Source organism: Treponema sp. TIM-1, assembly GCF_046533115.1.
Taxonomy (GTDB): Bacteria; Spirochaetota; Spirochaetia; order Treponematales; family Breznakiellaceae; genus JAIRMO01.
The window spans coordinates 1-14,876 of sequence record NZ_JAJQRC010000023.1 but is presented as its reverse complement, the minus strand read 5'-3'; the positions used below and the strand labels follow the sequence as shown (position 1 = coordinate 14,876).

The following is a 14,876-nucleotide window of genomic DNA, read 5'->3' as shown; positions in this document are numbered from 1 at the left end:
AGCCTATTTGTTCGTTTGCTGAACAAATCATTAAAGGAATTATATACGCGCTTTACAAAAAAAGTCAAGCTTTTTTTGTAAAGCGCGGCTGTTTTTGAAACAGCCGCCATCTATTGAACCGCTCCCTTGCGCGGTGTTTTTAAATAGGCTAGTATAGGGAACATGGTCCCGGTAATAAATTTCCTTTCCAATAAAGATGCTATGGTAAAGCGGTTTCAAATTCCTCGGGGCTGTAAGACCGGCTTTGGGGAAAGGCGGCTCAGGCATAACCGGACGTAACCCAGATGAAACAGAAACCGCCCTTTACCCTGGTATACGAGGATGATTTTATCACCGTGGTGGACAAGGCCCCCGGGATCGGTGTGGGGGCCGACCGCTGGGACGATACCAGGGAGCGGCTGGACAGGATCCTGGCCGCCTATTACGCCGAAAAAGCCGCGGACCCCACAATTCCGCCCCCCCGGCTCTTTACGGTTCACCGCATTGACCGGGAGACCTCGGGGCTGGTGGTGTTTGCCCGGGACGGTGAAACCCATAAGCGGCTCTCCGCGGCCTTTGAAACCCGGCAGGTTACCAAGCAATACCTCGCGGTGGTTCACGGCCGTCCCTCCTGGACCGAAACAAGCTGCGAGCTCTCCCTGGTCCCCAACGGGGATAAGCGGCACCGGACCATTATCGACCAATACCGGGGCAAAAAATCCCAAACCCGGTTCCGGCTGCTTTTAAGCGCCGGGAACTACAGCCTGGTGGAGGCCCTGCCCGCCACCGGCCGCACCCACCAGATCCGGGTACACCTGGCAAGCCTGGGCCACCCCGTCGTCAACGATCCCCTCTACGGCTCCCTTAAGCCGGTGTTCCTCTCCTCTTTTAAGCGCGGCTGGCAGGGCGACCCCCTGGAAGAAAAACCCCTCCTCGCCCGGCTGGGCCTGCATGCCGCCCAATTGATCCTGCCCCCCTACCGCTCTGACCAGGCAAATTCCCTCCTCCTGGAAGCTCCCCCTCCCCGGGACCTCGCGGCCCTGATCCGTCAAATGGAAAAAAACGGGGACCGGAAATCCGTGGAATGACGTTTGCGGGGTTGTTGCTGTGCCCGCCCTGTCGTTGTAACGGCTAAAAGACCGGGTATAGCGAAGAAAATTAACCACGAAACAACACGAACAAAAAAAGATAGGAGATAGAAAGGAGGAGTTAGGACCCGCGCATAAATAACATGACCGATTGGTCATGTTATTTCCTTATTGCATAAGCAATTAGAATAAAATGCATGGCATTTTATTCTCGCGCGGGTCCTTATGGAATATGGTGTCGGGTCTGTTGAGGTGAGTAGTTACGAATGAAAGCGCGGCTTTCAAATGAAAGGTTTGTGAGGGGTTGTATCGGTTCGTGGTTTTGTCATTATTTTAGCCTTTACAATCTGCCAATAGGTTGATTATACTAATGTGTATACTTAGCGTTTGCAGGGACCAGATCTAAGGCTGTTTTCCCAAAACTGAAGGTTTGGGAAAGCCATATTAAGGCGTTATCTTCATTCCCGGGAGGCGGTTTTTGGCAAAAGGTATTGATGCGGCCAAAATTGCGCAAATCGCCGGTGTGTCCCGGGCAACGGTCAGCCGGGTTATTAACAATTATGCCTTTGTAAAACCCACTACCCGGGAACGGGTGCTTAAGATAATCGAACAACACGCCTATTCCCCTAATTTTAGCGCCCGGATTCTGGCGGGTAAACAGTCCTATACCATCGGTCTTTTCCATGCCCTGAGGGATCAGGTGGGCCCTAAAAGCCGGTTGGAAGATACCCATGTCAATTTTATGACCGAACGAATAATAAATACCGCCTCCACCGCGAAATATTATGTGCTGGTTTATCAGGTTTCCGATCCGGCCTGCAAGGTGGAACAAAAGAAAATCGTGGATATGTTTAAGCAGAACCGAATTGACGGGGGGATATTTGTGGGTTTTCCCAATTCCTATGATCTGATTGAAAACCTGATAGAACAGGGCTTTGTGACGGGGATCTTCAATCAGTGTATTCCTGAGAAAAACGAGCGGAACCGCATCCTGGTCCGGCTGGATTACCGTGGTTTTGCAGAAATCGTCGATTATGCGGCAAGCCTGGGGCACCGGGATATCATGTTTGTCTGTGCCGATATGGTCCACCAGTCGGGGGTGGATATTATCAGTATTTTCAGGGAAGGGATGAGCCGCAACGGGCTTCCGGTCCGGGACGAATTTATCCTCCAGGCAGGGGCCTTTACCCGGACCCATGCGGTGGAGGCTTTTTCCCGGTTTATGGAACGCAAGCCGCCCATGCCCACTTGTATTGTGTGCGCCAATGACATTATGGCCTTTGGGGTGGTGGAGGTCCTGCGCCAGTATGGTTTGAAAGTTCCCGGGGATGTTTCCATCATCGGCTCCGATGACACCCTGGTCAGCCAATACTTCGATCCCCCCCTTACCACCATGCGCTATGACTTTGACGAGATGATGAAGACCCTCACCGCCAAGGTGGTGGAGTGCATCGAACGTCCCGGTTCAAGCCACTTTGTCATGACCTATCCGGGGAAACTGGTGATCCGCGCTTCCTGCCTGCGAAGGGACCGGGGCAAAAATTTTATTTGACTTTTGGGATGATGGCAGTTATAATGTTACTATATTGAGGTTTTTTCTATGGCTTGGCAGGCATGATAGGGAACGACAAGTTTTGCTTGTTTTATGTTTAATATATCGGTTCTTTGACTGTTTTTTAAACCTTTTCAAAAGAGATGCGGGTTTGGAAAAGGCGTAATTGAGAAAACAGTAGGTTGAATTAAAGATTGAACACGGTTTCAATCTTTGAAACCGTGTTCATAGGTGAGCTGCCGGCAGCCTGTGGTGATTTTGGGGGACATGCTTTACTTGTCCCAATAGCCTTGTGAAACACAGTTTTATCAGGCTTTTGCCTTGAGAAACTGTAAGAGCCGGTGAAAACCAACCGATTTTGGGACCGGCTCATATATTATTTCTATATTTATGGAGGAAAGTGATGAAAAAGAACGTAGCAGCCGGTGCGGCTCTGATCTTGGGGGGGGTATTGTTGCTTTTGGGCGCTTGCAGCAAGGATACGGGCGGTACCGCCGCCTCTACCGGTAGTTCCGGTGGGGGAAAGGAAATCAGTGTATTTACCTGGGGTTTCCCCGCGGAAAAACTCGCCAGGGAGGAGCAGGTTAGGCGTTATATGGAACTCCACCCGGACGTGAAGATAAATTTGGAAGTTTCTCCGGATTATGATCGCAAACTCGCCACCATGCTCGCTTCCGGGGATGGGCCCGATGTGTTCGAGACCAGCGATGACTGGTTCCATTTGTACAACAAGGAGTTGGCGGACCTTCGGCCCTTTATTGAGCGGGATGGAGTGGATCTGAGCATCTATTATGACCGTAGTCTCTCCGGGTTCCGCCTCCCCGACGGTAAACTCGAGAGTCTGCCCATAGGCCTATGTCCCTTTGCCCTGGCGGTGAATAAGGACATCTTTGCTGCTGCCGGGATCACTATCCCCCAAGGACCCTGGACCTGGGACGATCTTATCCAGGCGGCTCAGGCAATTACCCAAGGAAGCGGCGCCAATAAGATCTATGGCCTGACCGACCACTGGGTGTGGCAGCAGATCCTCCCCTTCTACTACGGCGGCGGCTACTACAACAAGGACTTTACCCAGCTTGCCCTGGATACGCCGGAAAGCATCAGGGGGGTGCAGTTTTTCGCGGATCTGATGTACAAATACAAGATTATGCCCACCTTTGAAGAATCCTCCGGACTTTTGGCGGAGCAGCGTTTCTTTGGGGGGCGGTCCGGTTTAATGCCCATCAATCTTTGGGATATTTATAACTTTGTCCAGAACATCGGCGATTCCTTTGAGTGGGACCTGGCTATGATGCCTACCATGAAAGAAAGCGGCCTTACCCCGGTGTGGAGTATTGTCGAAGGTTATGGTATCTGGGAGGGCAGCAAAAACAAGGATGCCGCCTGGGACTTTATCAAATGGGCAACCACGGACAGCGAATCTCTGGCCCTGGCCAGCGTGGCGGCCATTCCGCCCACCCATAATGCCGCTTCGGTCTTCACCGCCTATGATTTTGGGGCGCCGTTAAATCTGCAGGTCTTTATTGATACGATTCCCAACGCGATCCTCTCCATTCCCGGCGGGCCCTTTGCCCAGGTAAACGACACGATCAACGAGTATTGGGACACCTTGAAACAGGGACAAGGGGCGGCGGATGTTACCGCCGGGGTGAATGAAATAACCGCCCGGGCCCGGCCCATCCTTCGCGGTCTTGGTATTAATTAGCGTCTGTTGGGGCAGTTCCAAAATCCAGTTTCCGTGAGGGCCATGATATTGGAACTGCCGCCGCTCATTAAAAGCCCGATGAGACGTACTTGGTTTGCCGTGGGGTATGTTAATTTTGCATTTTACGAGGATTTGTATTAGGCTTGGTGATGGAGGTATGCAAATAGTATGCGTAGAATAAACAGATCGCCTTTACAAAAGCACGAAACCATGAACTTTTTTATCTATATCAGTCCATGGATAGTCGGATTTTCCGCATTTATCTTTTTTCCCATGTTGTATTCCCTTTTTTTGTCTTTTACCGATTCAACCATTGGGAAAATGGGTAACTTTGTCGGATTTGAAAACTACTACTATGTTTTTACCGATCCCCTTTTCAAAGCCGCTGCCATGAACACGGCTTATTTTTCTATTTTAGGGGTTCCCCTGCAGCTTATTCTTGCCTTCTTTCTTGCATCCCTTTTGAATATGAAACTCCGGGGCATCGGTATATTCAGGACTGTTTTTTATTTGCCCAGCGTAGTGGCGGGGATTTCCACGGTACTGCTTTGGAGTTGGATCTTCAATGCCAATTACGGCCTTATCAATTACCTTCTGTCGATTGTCGGCATAAAAGGACCCAACTGGCTTACGGACCCCAAATGGAGTATCCCCGCCATTGTGATCATGAGCCTCCACTCCGTGGGGGGGCAGATGTTGATCTTTCTCGCCGCTCTGCAGGATATCCCCAATGAACTATACGAAAGCGCCGATATGGACGGGGCGGGCCCGGTGAGAAAACTTTTTAATATCAAATTGCCCCAGATATCCCCGACCATATTTTTTAATTTGATTCTCGGGATCATCGGCGCCTTTCAAGTCTTTATGCAGCCCTACATCTTCGCCAACCTTAACGCCAATGTGGGCAGAAACCGGGGTATGTATGTGTATGTGCAATACCTCTTTGACAACGCCTTTCGGTATTACCTGGCAGGTTACGGCAGTGCCATAGCCTGGATCCTCTTTGCCGCGACCTTGGTCCTGACCCTCTTTATTATGAAAACTTCCAAACGGTGGGTTTATTATAGTGGAGGTAATTAATTGTGAGGAGTGATAAAAAACTAAATCAAATTCTTTCATCCCTGGCCGGTTATATTTTGATTTTTATTATGGGGGTGATATTCGTCCTGCCCTTTGCGTGGCTGGTGTCTTCGTCCTTTAAACCCACAGAACAGCTTTACCTGGTTCCCCCCCGGTGGATACCCCATCCGCCGGTATTGACCAGTTTTATAAACGGTTGGGCCCTGCTGCCCTTTGGCAGCTACCTGTGGAATACCATATTTGTGGCCTTGGTGGGGGCCCTGGGGACGGTGATATCCTCATCCCTGGTGGCCTATGGTTTTGCCCGGTTCCGATCCAAGGCGAATCCTATCCTGTTTGTGCTGGTGATAAGTACCATGATGCTGCCAAACCAGGTTACCCTGATACCGGTGTACCAGGTTTTTTCCAAGTTAAAATGGATCAACACTTTTTTACCTATTCTGGTACCCCAATATTTTGCGGTGGGGGCCTTTTATATCTTCCTCCTCCGGCAGTTTTTTCGTACCATACCCAGGGAACTGGACGAAGCCGCCAAGATAGATGGTTGTAATACCTTCAGGATCTTCCTTTTTATCATGATCCCCCTGTGCCGTCCCGCTCTGATTACGGTATTGGTTTTTTCCTTGATCAACAACTGGAACGATTTTATGACCCAACTCATCTACCTCAATTCCGAAAAGCTGTACACCATAGCCATCGGGTTGCAATTTTTTAGCTCCAAATATGGGCCCCAGCAAATCAACCTGCTTATGGCGGTATCCCTGCTCACCTTACTGCCCCTTTTGTTTTTGTTTTTTGTCGCCCAAAAATATTTTGTGCAGGGAATTGCTACCACAGGGATTAAAGGATAGGGATTTTGCGATCCTAGCAGGACCCAACCGGGGTTTCCAAGGGATTTTGAAATAGTTTTATACTACAAGGAGGATTTAGCATGGACGGAATTATTGGATCAAATGTCCTCACTCAGGTGGCATTTATTGTACGGGATGTGGAACAAGCCAGGATCAAATTCGCGGAATTTTTAGGGGTTTCCCCGCCGGCCGTTGTTGACGGTGGAAAATTTGAAATTACCGGGACCCAATACCAAGGCAAGCCCGCCCCGGATGCCAATTGCCGTATGGCATTTTTTGACGTGGGGCCTCAGGTACAAATAGAGCTTATCCAGCCCAATGGCGCGAAAAGCGTGTGGCAGGATTACCTGGACGAACACGGGGAAGGGCTGCATCATATTGCTTTTGGGGTAAAAGGAATGGACGACAAGATCCGGGCTAGCGAGAAATTCGGCCTCTCCTGCGTACAACGGGGAAAATACGGGAATGGTGGCGGTGAATATGCCTACCTGGATGCCCGGAAGGATCTTAAATGTTATATTGAACTCCTGGAGAATTATTCCCCGGCTTGAATGCCGGGATTACGGCTCTCCTGCTTACCCAGATATAAAACGAAAGGAGATTTTACACAGTGAAAATTTTTATTACCGGTGGGACCGGAAATATCGGTCAGTATGTGACCAAGGCCCTTTTGAAAGCGGGGCATGAGATCGTCGCCTATACCAGAACCCCAGAGCGGATTCCTCAAATTGGCGAACAAAAAAATCTTACCCTGGTAAAGGGGGACCTTCTGAATCTAGGGATAATGGAAAAGGCCCTGCACGGTTGTGACGTGGTGATCCATATTGCCCTGGGCTGGGGAAATACTCCGGTGGAGATGCTCGATCATGATACCCGGGTTACGGTTTTTCTGCTGGAAAAGGCGGAACAGGCCGGGGTAAAAAATTTTATTTATACCAGTTCCACCGCGGTCTTTGGCAGGAACCAGGACGGCGCCGATGAAACCACCTTCTGTACCCCTGATGATCTCTACGGCTCCACCAAAGCGGCTACGGAAAAGTACCTGATCGGGTTCCGGCAGTACTATACTGGTCAGGGAGTACGGGGCGCCGCAGTAAAGATCCGGCGCAACATCATCCGGCCGGGTTATACCTTTTCAAACCCCGCCTTTGAGGGAGGCGCTTCCCAATCGGACACGCGGTTTCGGGATATAGCCCGGTCAGTACTGAAGGGCGAAAACATGGAAATTTCCGAATATGACGGCACCCAGTTTATCTCTTCCGCCCAGATAGCCCAGGTTTACCTAAAACTGGCGGAAAGTGATCTGGATGAGGAAATATTCCTCGCCCTGGGAGAGCCCTTTACCTCCTGGGCGGACATTGCCCGGATGGCCATAGACTTGGTCCCCGGTACCCCTTCCAAGGTAGTCCCCCCAGCGGGGGAGATACGGCAGGCCCCCGTCCATGTTAAGGTAGATAAACTCAAGAGGGTTTTCGGCCTCTCCTTTGATGCCACCACGGAGCTCCGGGAGCATGTGCGGTGGAACATTGATCGGGAACGGAAGGTCCTTCGGGGCGAAAAGGTCCACGACGTATACCATGTATGGTAGACCGGAATTACCGGGCTAGGGGAGCCTTTCCCGAAACCAAATCAATGAAGAATGGGGCTGTTTTAAAACTGAAATCTTAAAACAGCCCCAAATTTATGAAAAAACGCTTGACATACCACATGGGCCTTGGTATATTATATATGAGCATATATTCAACTGTTAAAGGGGTGTTATGGGAAGGGATATTTTGGACATTGAAAGCCTTGAGTGCAATATAATCCACGAGGAAGTGGTCGCCGCGGTCAGGGGGGAAATGCCCAGCGATGAGGTGTTGTTGGACCTGGCGGACCTGTTTAAGGTTTTCAGCGATTCCACCAGGGTCAAAATCCTCTGCGCCCTGCTGCGGGCCGAAATGTGCGTCTGCGATATTGCGGCCCTTTTGGGCATGAGCAAATCCGCCATTTCCCACCAGCTGAGGACTCTGCGGCAGACCCGGCTCGTAAAGTACCGCCGGGAGGGGAAAGTGGTCTATTATTCCCTGGAAGATGAACATGTGGGGACCATCTTTGCTCAAGGGTTGGTCCATGTGTGCGAGTAAGACCGGGTGTTTTTTTTACCTTAACAGTTGAACAGGTAATCAGTTGTTCAATTCTAATTTGCTGAGGAGTTTGATATGACAGAAGCAGCCTATATCGGTAAAATGAAGGAGGAGTCATGGAAGCGGTATTAAAACGGGAGTATATTCTCCACAATCTCTGCTGCCCTAAATGCGCGGAAAAAATTGAAAAGCATATCGGTAATCTGGACGGAGTAAGCCGGGCCGTGGTTGATTTTCCCGTACAAAAACTGGTCATCGAAGCGCAAAATGCCGGGTTATGGGACGACATTATGACCCGTACCGGCGAGATCATCAAAAGCCTTGAACCGTCTGTCGAACTGTACGACGCGGTTTCCCCTCCAAAGCAGGAGGAGGCGGCAGGCAAAGCGCGGGTTCCGGCAAAGAACTGGATCGGGCGTTTAAGCCTCATCCTCGGTATGGGCCTCTTTGCCCTGGGGCTGGTCTTTGAGTATGTTTCGCCCCTGACCCCGCTTTTGCGACTTGCTGTTTTTCTGGCGAGTTATCTCCTGGTGGGCGGCAAAGTGCTTATCAAGGCAGTCAAAAATATTTCCAAGGGTGAAATATTCGACGAAAACTTTTTGATGAGTATCGCCACCATCGGAGCCTTTGCCATCGGCGAATACCCCGAAGGCGCGGCGGTGATGATCTTCTATCAGATCGGCGAGGCCTTTCAGAATTACGCCGTGGGACATTCCCGCAAATCCATCTCCGCCCTTATGGACATCAGGCCCGATTACGCCAACCTGAAAACCGCCGCCGGCCTTGAACGGGTATCCCCGGAAACGGTCGGCATCGGATCCCTTATTGTGGTGAAGCCCGGCGAAAAAATCCCCCTCGACGGCGTGGTGGTAGCGGGGGCTTCCGCCCTCGACACCTCGGCCCTCACCGGCGAATCCCTCCCCCGGGATGTGGAGAAGGGCAGCGCCGTCCTTTCGGGCTCGATCAATAAAAGCGGCCTCCTTACCATAGAAGTAAGCAAGGCTTTTGGGGAATCCACGGTCTCAAAGATCCTCAACCTGGTACAAAACGCGGGGAGCAAAAAATCCGTCACGGAAAATTTCATCACCAAATTCGCCCGGTATTATACCCCCGTGGTCGTGTTCACCGCCGCGGCCCTGGCGATTTTTCCACCCCTGTTTATCCCCGGCGCAAGCTTCCCCGAATGGATCAACCGGGCCCTGGTGTTCCTCGTGGTCTCCTGCCCCTGCGCCTTGGTTATCTCCATACCCTTAAGTTTTTTTGGCGGCATCGGCGGCGCTTCAAGAAACGGCATCCTCGTGAAAGGAAGCAACTACCTTGAAGCCCTTACCAACGTGGACACCGTGGTGTTTGACAAGACCGGAACCTTGACCCGGGGAGTGTTCAGGGTAACCAAGGTTATTCCCGCCGGGGACCTTACGGAAGAAAAACTGCTCTACTACGCTGCCCATGCGGAATCAAACTCCAGCCACCCCATAGCCCTTTCAATCAGGAACGCCTACGGAAAGGAAATTGACCCCGGCGCGATCGAAGGCTGTGAGGAAATCGCCGGGAAGGGGGTTTCCGTCCGCGTCGGGGACGCCCAAATTCTGGCGGGGAACGCTAAACTGTTTGAAGCCGCGGAGATCCCGCTTCCCACCATGGAGGAGCCGGGAACCGTCGTGTACCTGGCGGTGAACGGCGCCTATGCCGGCTGCCTCGTTATTTCCGACGAGCTGAAAGCCGACAGCCTCCGGGCGGTGGAGGACCTGCGGGCCCTGGGGGTAAAACAGATCGCCATGTTCACCGGGGACAGTAAAGCGGTAGGTGAAAGCATCGCAAAACAGATCGGCCTGGATGCGGTGTATGCGGAACTCCTCCCTCACCAAAAAGTTGAAAGCCTTGAAGCACTGGAGCGGAACAAATCCGGCTCGGGCAAACTGGTTTTTGTGGGGGACGGTATCAACGACGCGCCGGTGCTGGCCCGTAGTGACATCGGCATTGCCATGGGGGGCATTGGTTCCGATGCGGCCATTGAGGCCGCGGACGTGGTGCTGATGACCGACGAGCCCTCAAAAATTGCCAACGCCATCCACCTCGCCCGGCGAACCCGGAATATCGTCTGGCAGAACATCATCTTTGCCTTGTCGGTTAAGGCCCTCATCCTGGTCCTGGGCGCGTTAGGGTTAGCCACCATGTGGGAAGCGGTATTCGGTGATGTGGGGGTGGCCCTGATCGCCATCCTCAACGCCATGCGGGTAATGAAAAGGGGCAAGCCCCGGGCGCTCTCCCAAAATTGAAGGAAAGCCCCTTTGCCGGCGGTTAATATGCCGCGAAGGGGACAATTTCGGTAACTTCCATCCTGAACCGGGCAGAAACCGCCCATTGCGCCCCGTCTATCCAATACAGGGGAAAGGCGGCAAGGCTGATAAAGCCCCGGGCTTCCTTGGGCCGGTTCCGCTCGCTGCCCCGAAGTACGGCCCGGACCGCTGCCCGGGCGGCGTCTTCCAGGGCCGTGGTCTTGATGGTGATCCAGTCGGACATTTCCACGGCCCCCCCCAGGGGACCGTGCCCGATTGCCTGGGCGCTGCGGACGGTTCCGGATTTCCACATACCCACCCGCCGTTTCTGGGCCTCGGTAAGGCGATAATCGGTATAGAGGTACAGGTAGTTGTCCGCTACCTTGGCATCGGTGGCATAGAGGCCGGGGTCCCCAAATGCAATGGCCCCTACCGGGGTAAGCTCAAAAACTTCCGCGATCCCCCGGGCTTTTTCACCGATATCGTAATAAAAGGACCAGCCATAGATCATGGCGGAATAAAACAGGGCCGCCTCTTCCAGGGCCCTTTGGTGGGCGCTTTGGGTATCCAGGGGATGGGGAACATCGATAAACCGGGCGTATACCGGCTCCAGATCGACCCGGACTTCCCCCCGCAATACCTCCTGGCTATGCAGGTTCCCCCATACGGCGAGCATAAAACAGATACCCCAAAAGAAGATCCGGCGCATAGTTTATTATCGGAAATTTTTCGGGCCTCCGAACAAAAACTACGGGCGCCCCCGAAAACCGGTTTTCATCAATTTTCTCTATTTTTATTCCTAAAATGAAAATAATATTCATTTTCATATTGACAAGGATGATAAAATACACTATGATACCAAGCTATGACGCATAAACGCCCGGCAAATTATCACACCCGGCAGGGGCAAGGTATTCTTAATTATATGAAGTCCCTGGGGAACAACCATGTAACGGTTAATCAAATTGTGCGCCACTTTGAAGATACGGAAGAGGATATTGGGCAAACCACCATCTACCGGCATCTTGAAAGGCTGGCGGCTGAAGGAAAGATCCGCAAGTACCTGCTGGATGACAAAAGCGCCTGTTACCAATACATAGACAACGAACGGGTCTGCCGGGAACATTTTCACATGAAATGCGAAATCTGCGGCGACCTCATTCATCTGGACTGTGATTTCCTGAATAAAATTGAAAGACACCTGCTCCGCAAACATAATTTCCAACTGGATATGCTCAAGACGGTGTTTTATGGAACTTGTAAAAAATGTCTTACCGGCGTTTAAGGGGCGGGGATAAACTTACGAACAGGACCATGTTTTTTTTGATAAGCCTTTGTTTTTGCTTTGTTTCGGCCTCCCTCTTTTCGGAAAATTATATCCTCCCCCATGGGGAGCATGATTGCCCCGGCGAGGGCTGTCCGGTCTGTCCCCTGATACAGGGGGCGGCGAATTTTTCCCGGCAGGCGAAAAACGCCGTGCTGCCCGAATATTCCGCAGCGGTCCGGTGGATGGCCCTCGTTATGTTGCATTTGGTTGTGTTTCGTTTTATTCCCTTAAGCGCCGTACGGTTAAAAGTAAAGATGAATCTATGACGAACCCCCCTTGCGGTCCGGATGGGTTGCAAGGGGTCCCAATCCAAGCTTGCTTTAAGCAAAGCCTATCTTTCAAAGCCGTTGGTTCCATCGGACCAGCGGATTTTGAAACAGCCTCACTAACAGGAGTTTTTATGATGAAACGGATAGTTCTTTTTATTTGTGTATTGGTATCCCTCGCCGCGGTTCTGCCGGCCAGGGGACGGAAGGATGCGGGAAGGGAGAATGGGAAAATAAATGTGGTTACCTCTATTTTTCCTCCCTATGATTTTGTCCGGGAAATTGCCGGGGACCGGGTTAACCTCACCATGCTGCTGCAGCCGGGGGCGGAAAGCCACTCCTTTGAACCGACCCCCCAGGATATTGTCAAAATACAAAACTGCGATATCTTTATCTATGTGGGAGGGGAGTCCGACGCTTGGGTAGAACGGATCCTCGAATCAATTGATACGGGCCGCATGGAGATCATCACCCTTATGGACTGCGTGGAGGTGGTGGAAGAGCTTGTTGTCGAAGGGATGCAGGATGAGGAGGAGGAGGAAGGCCTCGAAGAAGAAGAAGTGGAATACGACGAACATGTCTGGACTTCTCCCAAAAACGCGAAACTTATTGTCCAGAAGATCGCCGAGGCGCTTAAGGGCCGGGACGCGGCCAATGCTGCGGCCTATGAAAAGAATACCCAGTCCTATCTGGCCAAATTAACGGACCTGGACGCTTCTTTCCAGAGTATGATAAACGGCGCGAAACGGAAGACCTTTGTCTTTGGCGACCGTTTCCCCTTCCGTTACTTTGCCGACGCCTATGGTCTTGACTATTTTGCCGCCTTCCCCGGCTGCTCCACCGAAACCGAATGCAGCGCCGCCACCATAGCCTTCCTGGTGAACAAGGTCAGGGCGGAGAAGATCCCCGTGGTTTTCCATATCGAGCTTTCCAACGAAAAAATCGCCGACACCATCTGCGAGGAAACCGGGACGAAAAAACTGCTGCTCCACGCGGTCCATAACATCTCCAAAAGGGATTTTGACCGGGGGGAAAACTACTATGACCTCATGTCTCAAAATGTGCGAAATTTAAAAGAAGCCCTGTACTGAAAGGGCTCTTTTCCGGGAGTTTAGGCCTGGGCTAAAGCAAGCCCGGCGGGGAATTACGCCCTGCCCGCTAACCTGTAGAGTCCGCGTAGCTCTTTTCCGACGGTTTAGGCTTGAACGCAGCCCGGCGGGGAATTACGCCCTGCCCGCTAACCTGTAGAGTCCGCGTCCACAGCCCGTAAACGGTCTGTTACCGCGGGGAATTCCAGAGACGCGGGCAGGGCGTAATTCCCCGCCGGGCTGCGCCGGCACGGGCCTAAACTGTCGGAGTGCCGGGGGGGAAGATGCCTTAGCCGTGGGGGGTACCCCTACGCGCTAACCGGTGGTGGTCGCGGGGAATTCCAGAGACGCGGGCAGGGCGTAATTCCCCGCCGGGCTGCGCCGGCACGGGCCTAAACTGTCGGAGTGCCGGGGGGAAGAGGCCTTAGCCGCGGGGGGTACCCCTACGCGCTAACCGGTGGTGGTCGCGGGGGATACCGGAGTCGCGAGCGGGGCGTAATTCCCCGCCGGGCTGCGCCGGCACGGGCCTAAACTGCCGGGGGGTGGGGGGGGAAGATGCCTTAGCCGGGGGGGTACCCCTACGCGCTAACCGGTGGTGGTCGCGGGGGATACCGGAGTCGTGAGCAGGGCGTAATTCCCCGCCGGGCTGCGCCGGCACGGGCCTAAACTGTCGGAGTGCCGGGGGGTGGGGGGGAAGAGGCCTCAGTCGGGGGGGTCATTACTCAAGGCAATCAGGCAGCTTGTATCGGCAATTATCAGTTTATGGTAATAATTGTCGGGCATTCCTAATATCCGATTCCAATTCTTCGGCATTTTGTGAAAACAACGAGACCCCATATCGGCCAAGTAGTTCGGCAAATGTCCGTTTGGAAAGCCCAGCGGCTTCGGCAGCTTGTCCAAGGGACAACTTCTGGGCTTCGTAAAGTTTGGCCGCCGTAAATATCTGCACATCAGTCGGATGGAGATCAGTCATTTCCGGCATGGTAAGAGTAAGATGCATTTCCATATCTTTAATATATCACCTATTTAGTTACTTTGGAATAGCCGATTTTTGTCCTCACTGATGGAGCGTACCTCAAAAAACATCGTAGCCAAAACTGGACCGTACCTCCTTCTTCGTTCGTGTGGTTCGTGGTTACCTCTCCTAACTCCTCTCTCCTAATTCTTCCTTCTTCGCCTTCTGCGCCTTTGTGGTTAAATTCTTAATTCGGTATTCACCTAATTCGGTCCTACCGTGTCACCGCAAAGGCGGTCCACCCTCCCGCGGCAGCGGCAAGGCTCCCGATGATAAGGGCGAGGTACCAGCGTCTGCCCCGCTCAAGGCGTTGTATCCGCTGTTCCGCCGCGCTCCGGTAGTTTTCCCAGGAGTGTTCCAAGCTCGTCAAGGAGAGCTCGGCTTTCCTCAAGGCTGTCCTGAGCCCGTTCAATTCCTGCTCCGAGTTCTGCGCTGTTTGCAAGAGCTCCGTCGAGCGTGTCCGTAAGGGTGCTAATTCGCTTTTCAACTGTTCGAGCTCGGCTTTCGATGTCGTGAGCAT

15 protein-coding genes are annotated in these 14,876 nt (G+C 52.4%); 12 read left to right on the top strand and 3 right to left on the bottom strand.

Annotated features, from left to right (window positions below; all coding sequences use genetic code 11):
- Positions 1 to 284: 284 nt before the first annotated feature.
- The 9 genes from LQZ21_RS09550 to LQZ21_RS09510 all read left to right on the top strand — a co-directional run bounded on the left by LQZ21_RS09550 (position 285) and on the right by LQZ21_RS09510 (position 10,660).
- Positions 285 to 1,067 carry an RluA family pseudouridine synthase gene (locus LQZ21_RS09550; protein WP_411044101.1) on the top strand — a complete coding sequence of 261 codons (783 nt, stop codon included), beginning with the start codon at positions 285 to 287 and terminating at the stop codon, positions 1,065 to 1,067.
- 478 nt (positions 1,068 to 1,545) lie between these two features.
- Complete coding sequence (locus LQZ21_RS09545; RefSeq protein ID WP_411044100.1) at positions 1,546 to 2,619, top strand: LacI family DNA-binding transcriptional regulator; 1,074 nt, start codon at positions 1,546 to 1,548, stop codon at positions 2,617 to 2,619.
- A 403-nt stretch (positions 2,620 to 3,022) separates the two neighbouring features.
- Entirely contained in the window at positions 3,023 to 4,324 is a 1,302-nt protein-coding gene (locus LQZ21_RS09540; protein WP_411044099.1) for an ABC transporter substrate-binding protein, read from the top strand.
- Between the two features lie 168 nt (positions 4,325 to 4,492).
- On the top strand, positions 4,493 to 5,404 hold the full coding sequence (locus LQZ21_RS09535; protein WP_411044098.1) for a carbohydrate ABC transporter permease: 912 nt from the start codon (positions 4,493 to 4,495) through the stop codon (positions 5,402 to 5,404).
- Between the two features lie 2 nt (positions 5,405 to 5,406).
- On the top strand, positions 5,407 to 6,255 hold the full coding sequence (locus LQZ21_RS09530; RefSeq protein WP_411044097.1) for a carbohydrate ABC transporter permease: 849 nt from the start codon (positions 5,407 to 5,409) through the stop codon (positions 6,253 to 6,255).
- 80 nt (positions 6,256 to 6,335) lie between these two features.
- Positions 6,336 to 6,806 (top strand): VOC family protein, encoded by a 471-nt coding sequence (locus tag LQZ21_RS09525; protein ID WP_411044096.1) that lies wholly within the window; start codon positions 6,336 to 6,338, stop codon positions 6,804 to 6,806.
- A 59-nt stretch (positions 6,807 to 6,865) separates the two neighbouring features.
- Positions 6,866 to 7,843, top strand: a complete 978-nt coding sequence (locus tag LQZ21_RS09520) for an NAD-dependent epimerase/dehydratase family protein (RefSeq protein ID WP_411044095.1) — start codon at positions 6,866 to 6,868, stop codon at positions 7,841 to 7,843.
- A gap of 172 nt (positions 7,844 to 8,015) precedes the next feature.
- A complete protein-coding gene (locus LQZ21_RS09515; protein WP_411044094.1) occupies positions 8,016 to 8,381 on the top strand; it encodes an ArsR/SmtB family transcription factor in 366 nt (121 codons plus the stop codon).
- A 116-nt stretch (positions 8,382 to 8,497) separates the two neighbouring features.
- Complete coding sequence (locus tag LQZ21_RS09510) at positions 8,498 to 10,660, top strand: heavy metal translocating P-type ATPase (RefSeq protein ID WP_411044093.1); 2,163 nt, start codon at positions 8,498 to 8,500, stop codon at positions 10,658 to 10,660.
- A gap of 22 nt (positions 10,661 to 10,682) precedes the next feature.
- On the opposite strand, the gene LQZ21_RS09505 is transcribed toward LQZ21_RS09510, so the two are convergent.
- Positions 10,683 to 11,369 carry a hypothetical protein gene (locus LQZ21_RS09505; RefSeq protein WP_411044092.1) on the bottom strand — a complete coding sequence of 229 codons (687 nt, stop codon included), beginning with the start codon at positions 11,367 to 11,369 and terminating at the stop codon, positions 10,683 to 10,685.
- Positions 11,370 to 11,525: 156 nt separating this feature from the next.
- Here LQZ21_RS09505 and LQZ21_RS09500 point away from each other — a divergent pair, with 156 nt between their 5' ends.
- The 3 genes from LQZ21_RS09500 (at position 11,526) to LQZ21_RS09490 (ending at position 13,344) form a co-directional block, all read left to right on the top strand.
- Positions 11,526 to 11,945: a Fur family transcriptional regulator gene (locus tag LQZ21_RS09500; RefSeq protein WP_411044091.1), complete on the top strand. Its 420-nt coding sequence runs from the start codon at positions 11,526 to 11,528 to the stop codon at positions 11,943 to 11,945.
- Positions 11,946 to 11,974: 29 nt separating this feature from the next.
- Positions 11,975 to 12,253 (top strand): hypothetical protein, encoded by a 279-nt coding sequence (locus tag LQZ21_RS09495; protein WP_411044090.1) that lies wholly within the window; start codon positions 11,975 to 11,977, stop codon positions 12,251 to 12,253.
- A gap of 134 nt (positions 12,254 to 12,387) precedes the next feature.
- Entirely contained in the window at positions 12,388 to 13,344 is a 957-nt protein-coding gene (locus tag LQZ21_RS09490) for a metal ABC transporter substrate-binding protein (protein ID WP_411044089.1), read from the top strand.
- 757 nt (positions 13,345 to 14,101) lie between these two features.
- Here the strand turns inward: LQZ21_RS09490 and LQZ21_RS09485 are convergent.
- Positions 14,102 to 14,347: a UPF0175 family protein gene (locus tag LQZ21_RS09485; RefSeq protein WP_411044088.1), complete on the bottom strand. Its 246-nt coding sequence runs from the start codon at positions 14,345 to 14,347 to the stop codon at positions 14,102 to 14,104.
- A gap of 223 nt (positions 14,348 to 14,570) precedes the next feature.
- Positions 14,571 to 14,876: hypothetical protein (locus tag LQZ21_RS09480; protein WP_411044087.1), on the bottom strand; the 306-nt coding region annotated here is incomplete at its 5' end.

Bases quoted from the DNA above. Each gene is read 5' to 3' on its own strand.
- LQZ21_RS09550 (WP_411044101.1), top strand. From the start codon at position 285: ATGAAACAGAAACCGCCCTTTACCCTGGTATACGAGGATGATTTTATC.
- LQZ21_RS09540 (WP_411044099.1), top strand. From the start codon at position 3,023: ATGAAAAAGAACGTAGCAGCCGGTGCGGCTCTGATCTTGGGGGGGGTA.
- LQZ21_RS09535 (WP_411044098.1), top strand. From the start codon at position 4,493: ATGCGTAGAATAAACAGATCGCCTTTACAAAAGCACGAAACCATGAAC.
- LQZ21_RS09525 (WP_411044096.1), top strand. From the start codon at position 6,336: ATGGACGGAATTATTGGATCAAATGTCCTCACTCAGGTGGCATTTATT.
- LQZ21_RS09515 (WP_411044094.1), top strand. From the start codon at position 8,016: ATGGGAAGGGATATTTTGGACATTGAAAGCCTTGAGTGCAATATAATC.
- LQZ21_RS09510 (WP_411044093.1), top strand. From the start codon at position 8,498: ATGGAAGCGGTATTAAAACGGGAGTATATTCTCCACAATCTCTGCTGC.
- LQZ21_RS09505 (WP_411044092.1), bottom strand. From the start codon at position 11,369: ATGCGCCGGATCTTCTTTTGGGGTATCTGTTTTATGCTCGCCGTATGG.
- LQZ21_RS09500 (WP_411044091.1), top strand. From the start codon at position 11,526: ATGACGCATAAACGCCCGGCAAATTATCACACCCGGCAGGGGCAAGGT.
- LQZ21_RS09495 (WP_411044090.1), top strand. From the start codon at position 11,975: ATGTTTTTTTTGATAAGCCTTTGTTTTTGCTTTGTTTCGGCCTCCCTC.
- LQZ21_RS09490 (WP_411044089.1), top strand. From the start codon at position 12,388: ATGATGAAACGGATAGTTCTTTTTATTTGTGTATTGGTATCCCTCGCC.
- LQZ21_RS09485 (WP_411044088.1), bottom strand. From the start codon at position 14,347: ATGGAAATGCATCTTACTCTTACCATGCCGGAAATGACTGATCTCCAT.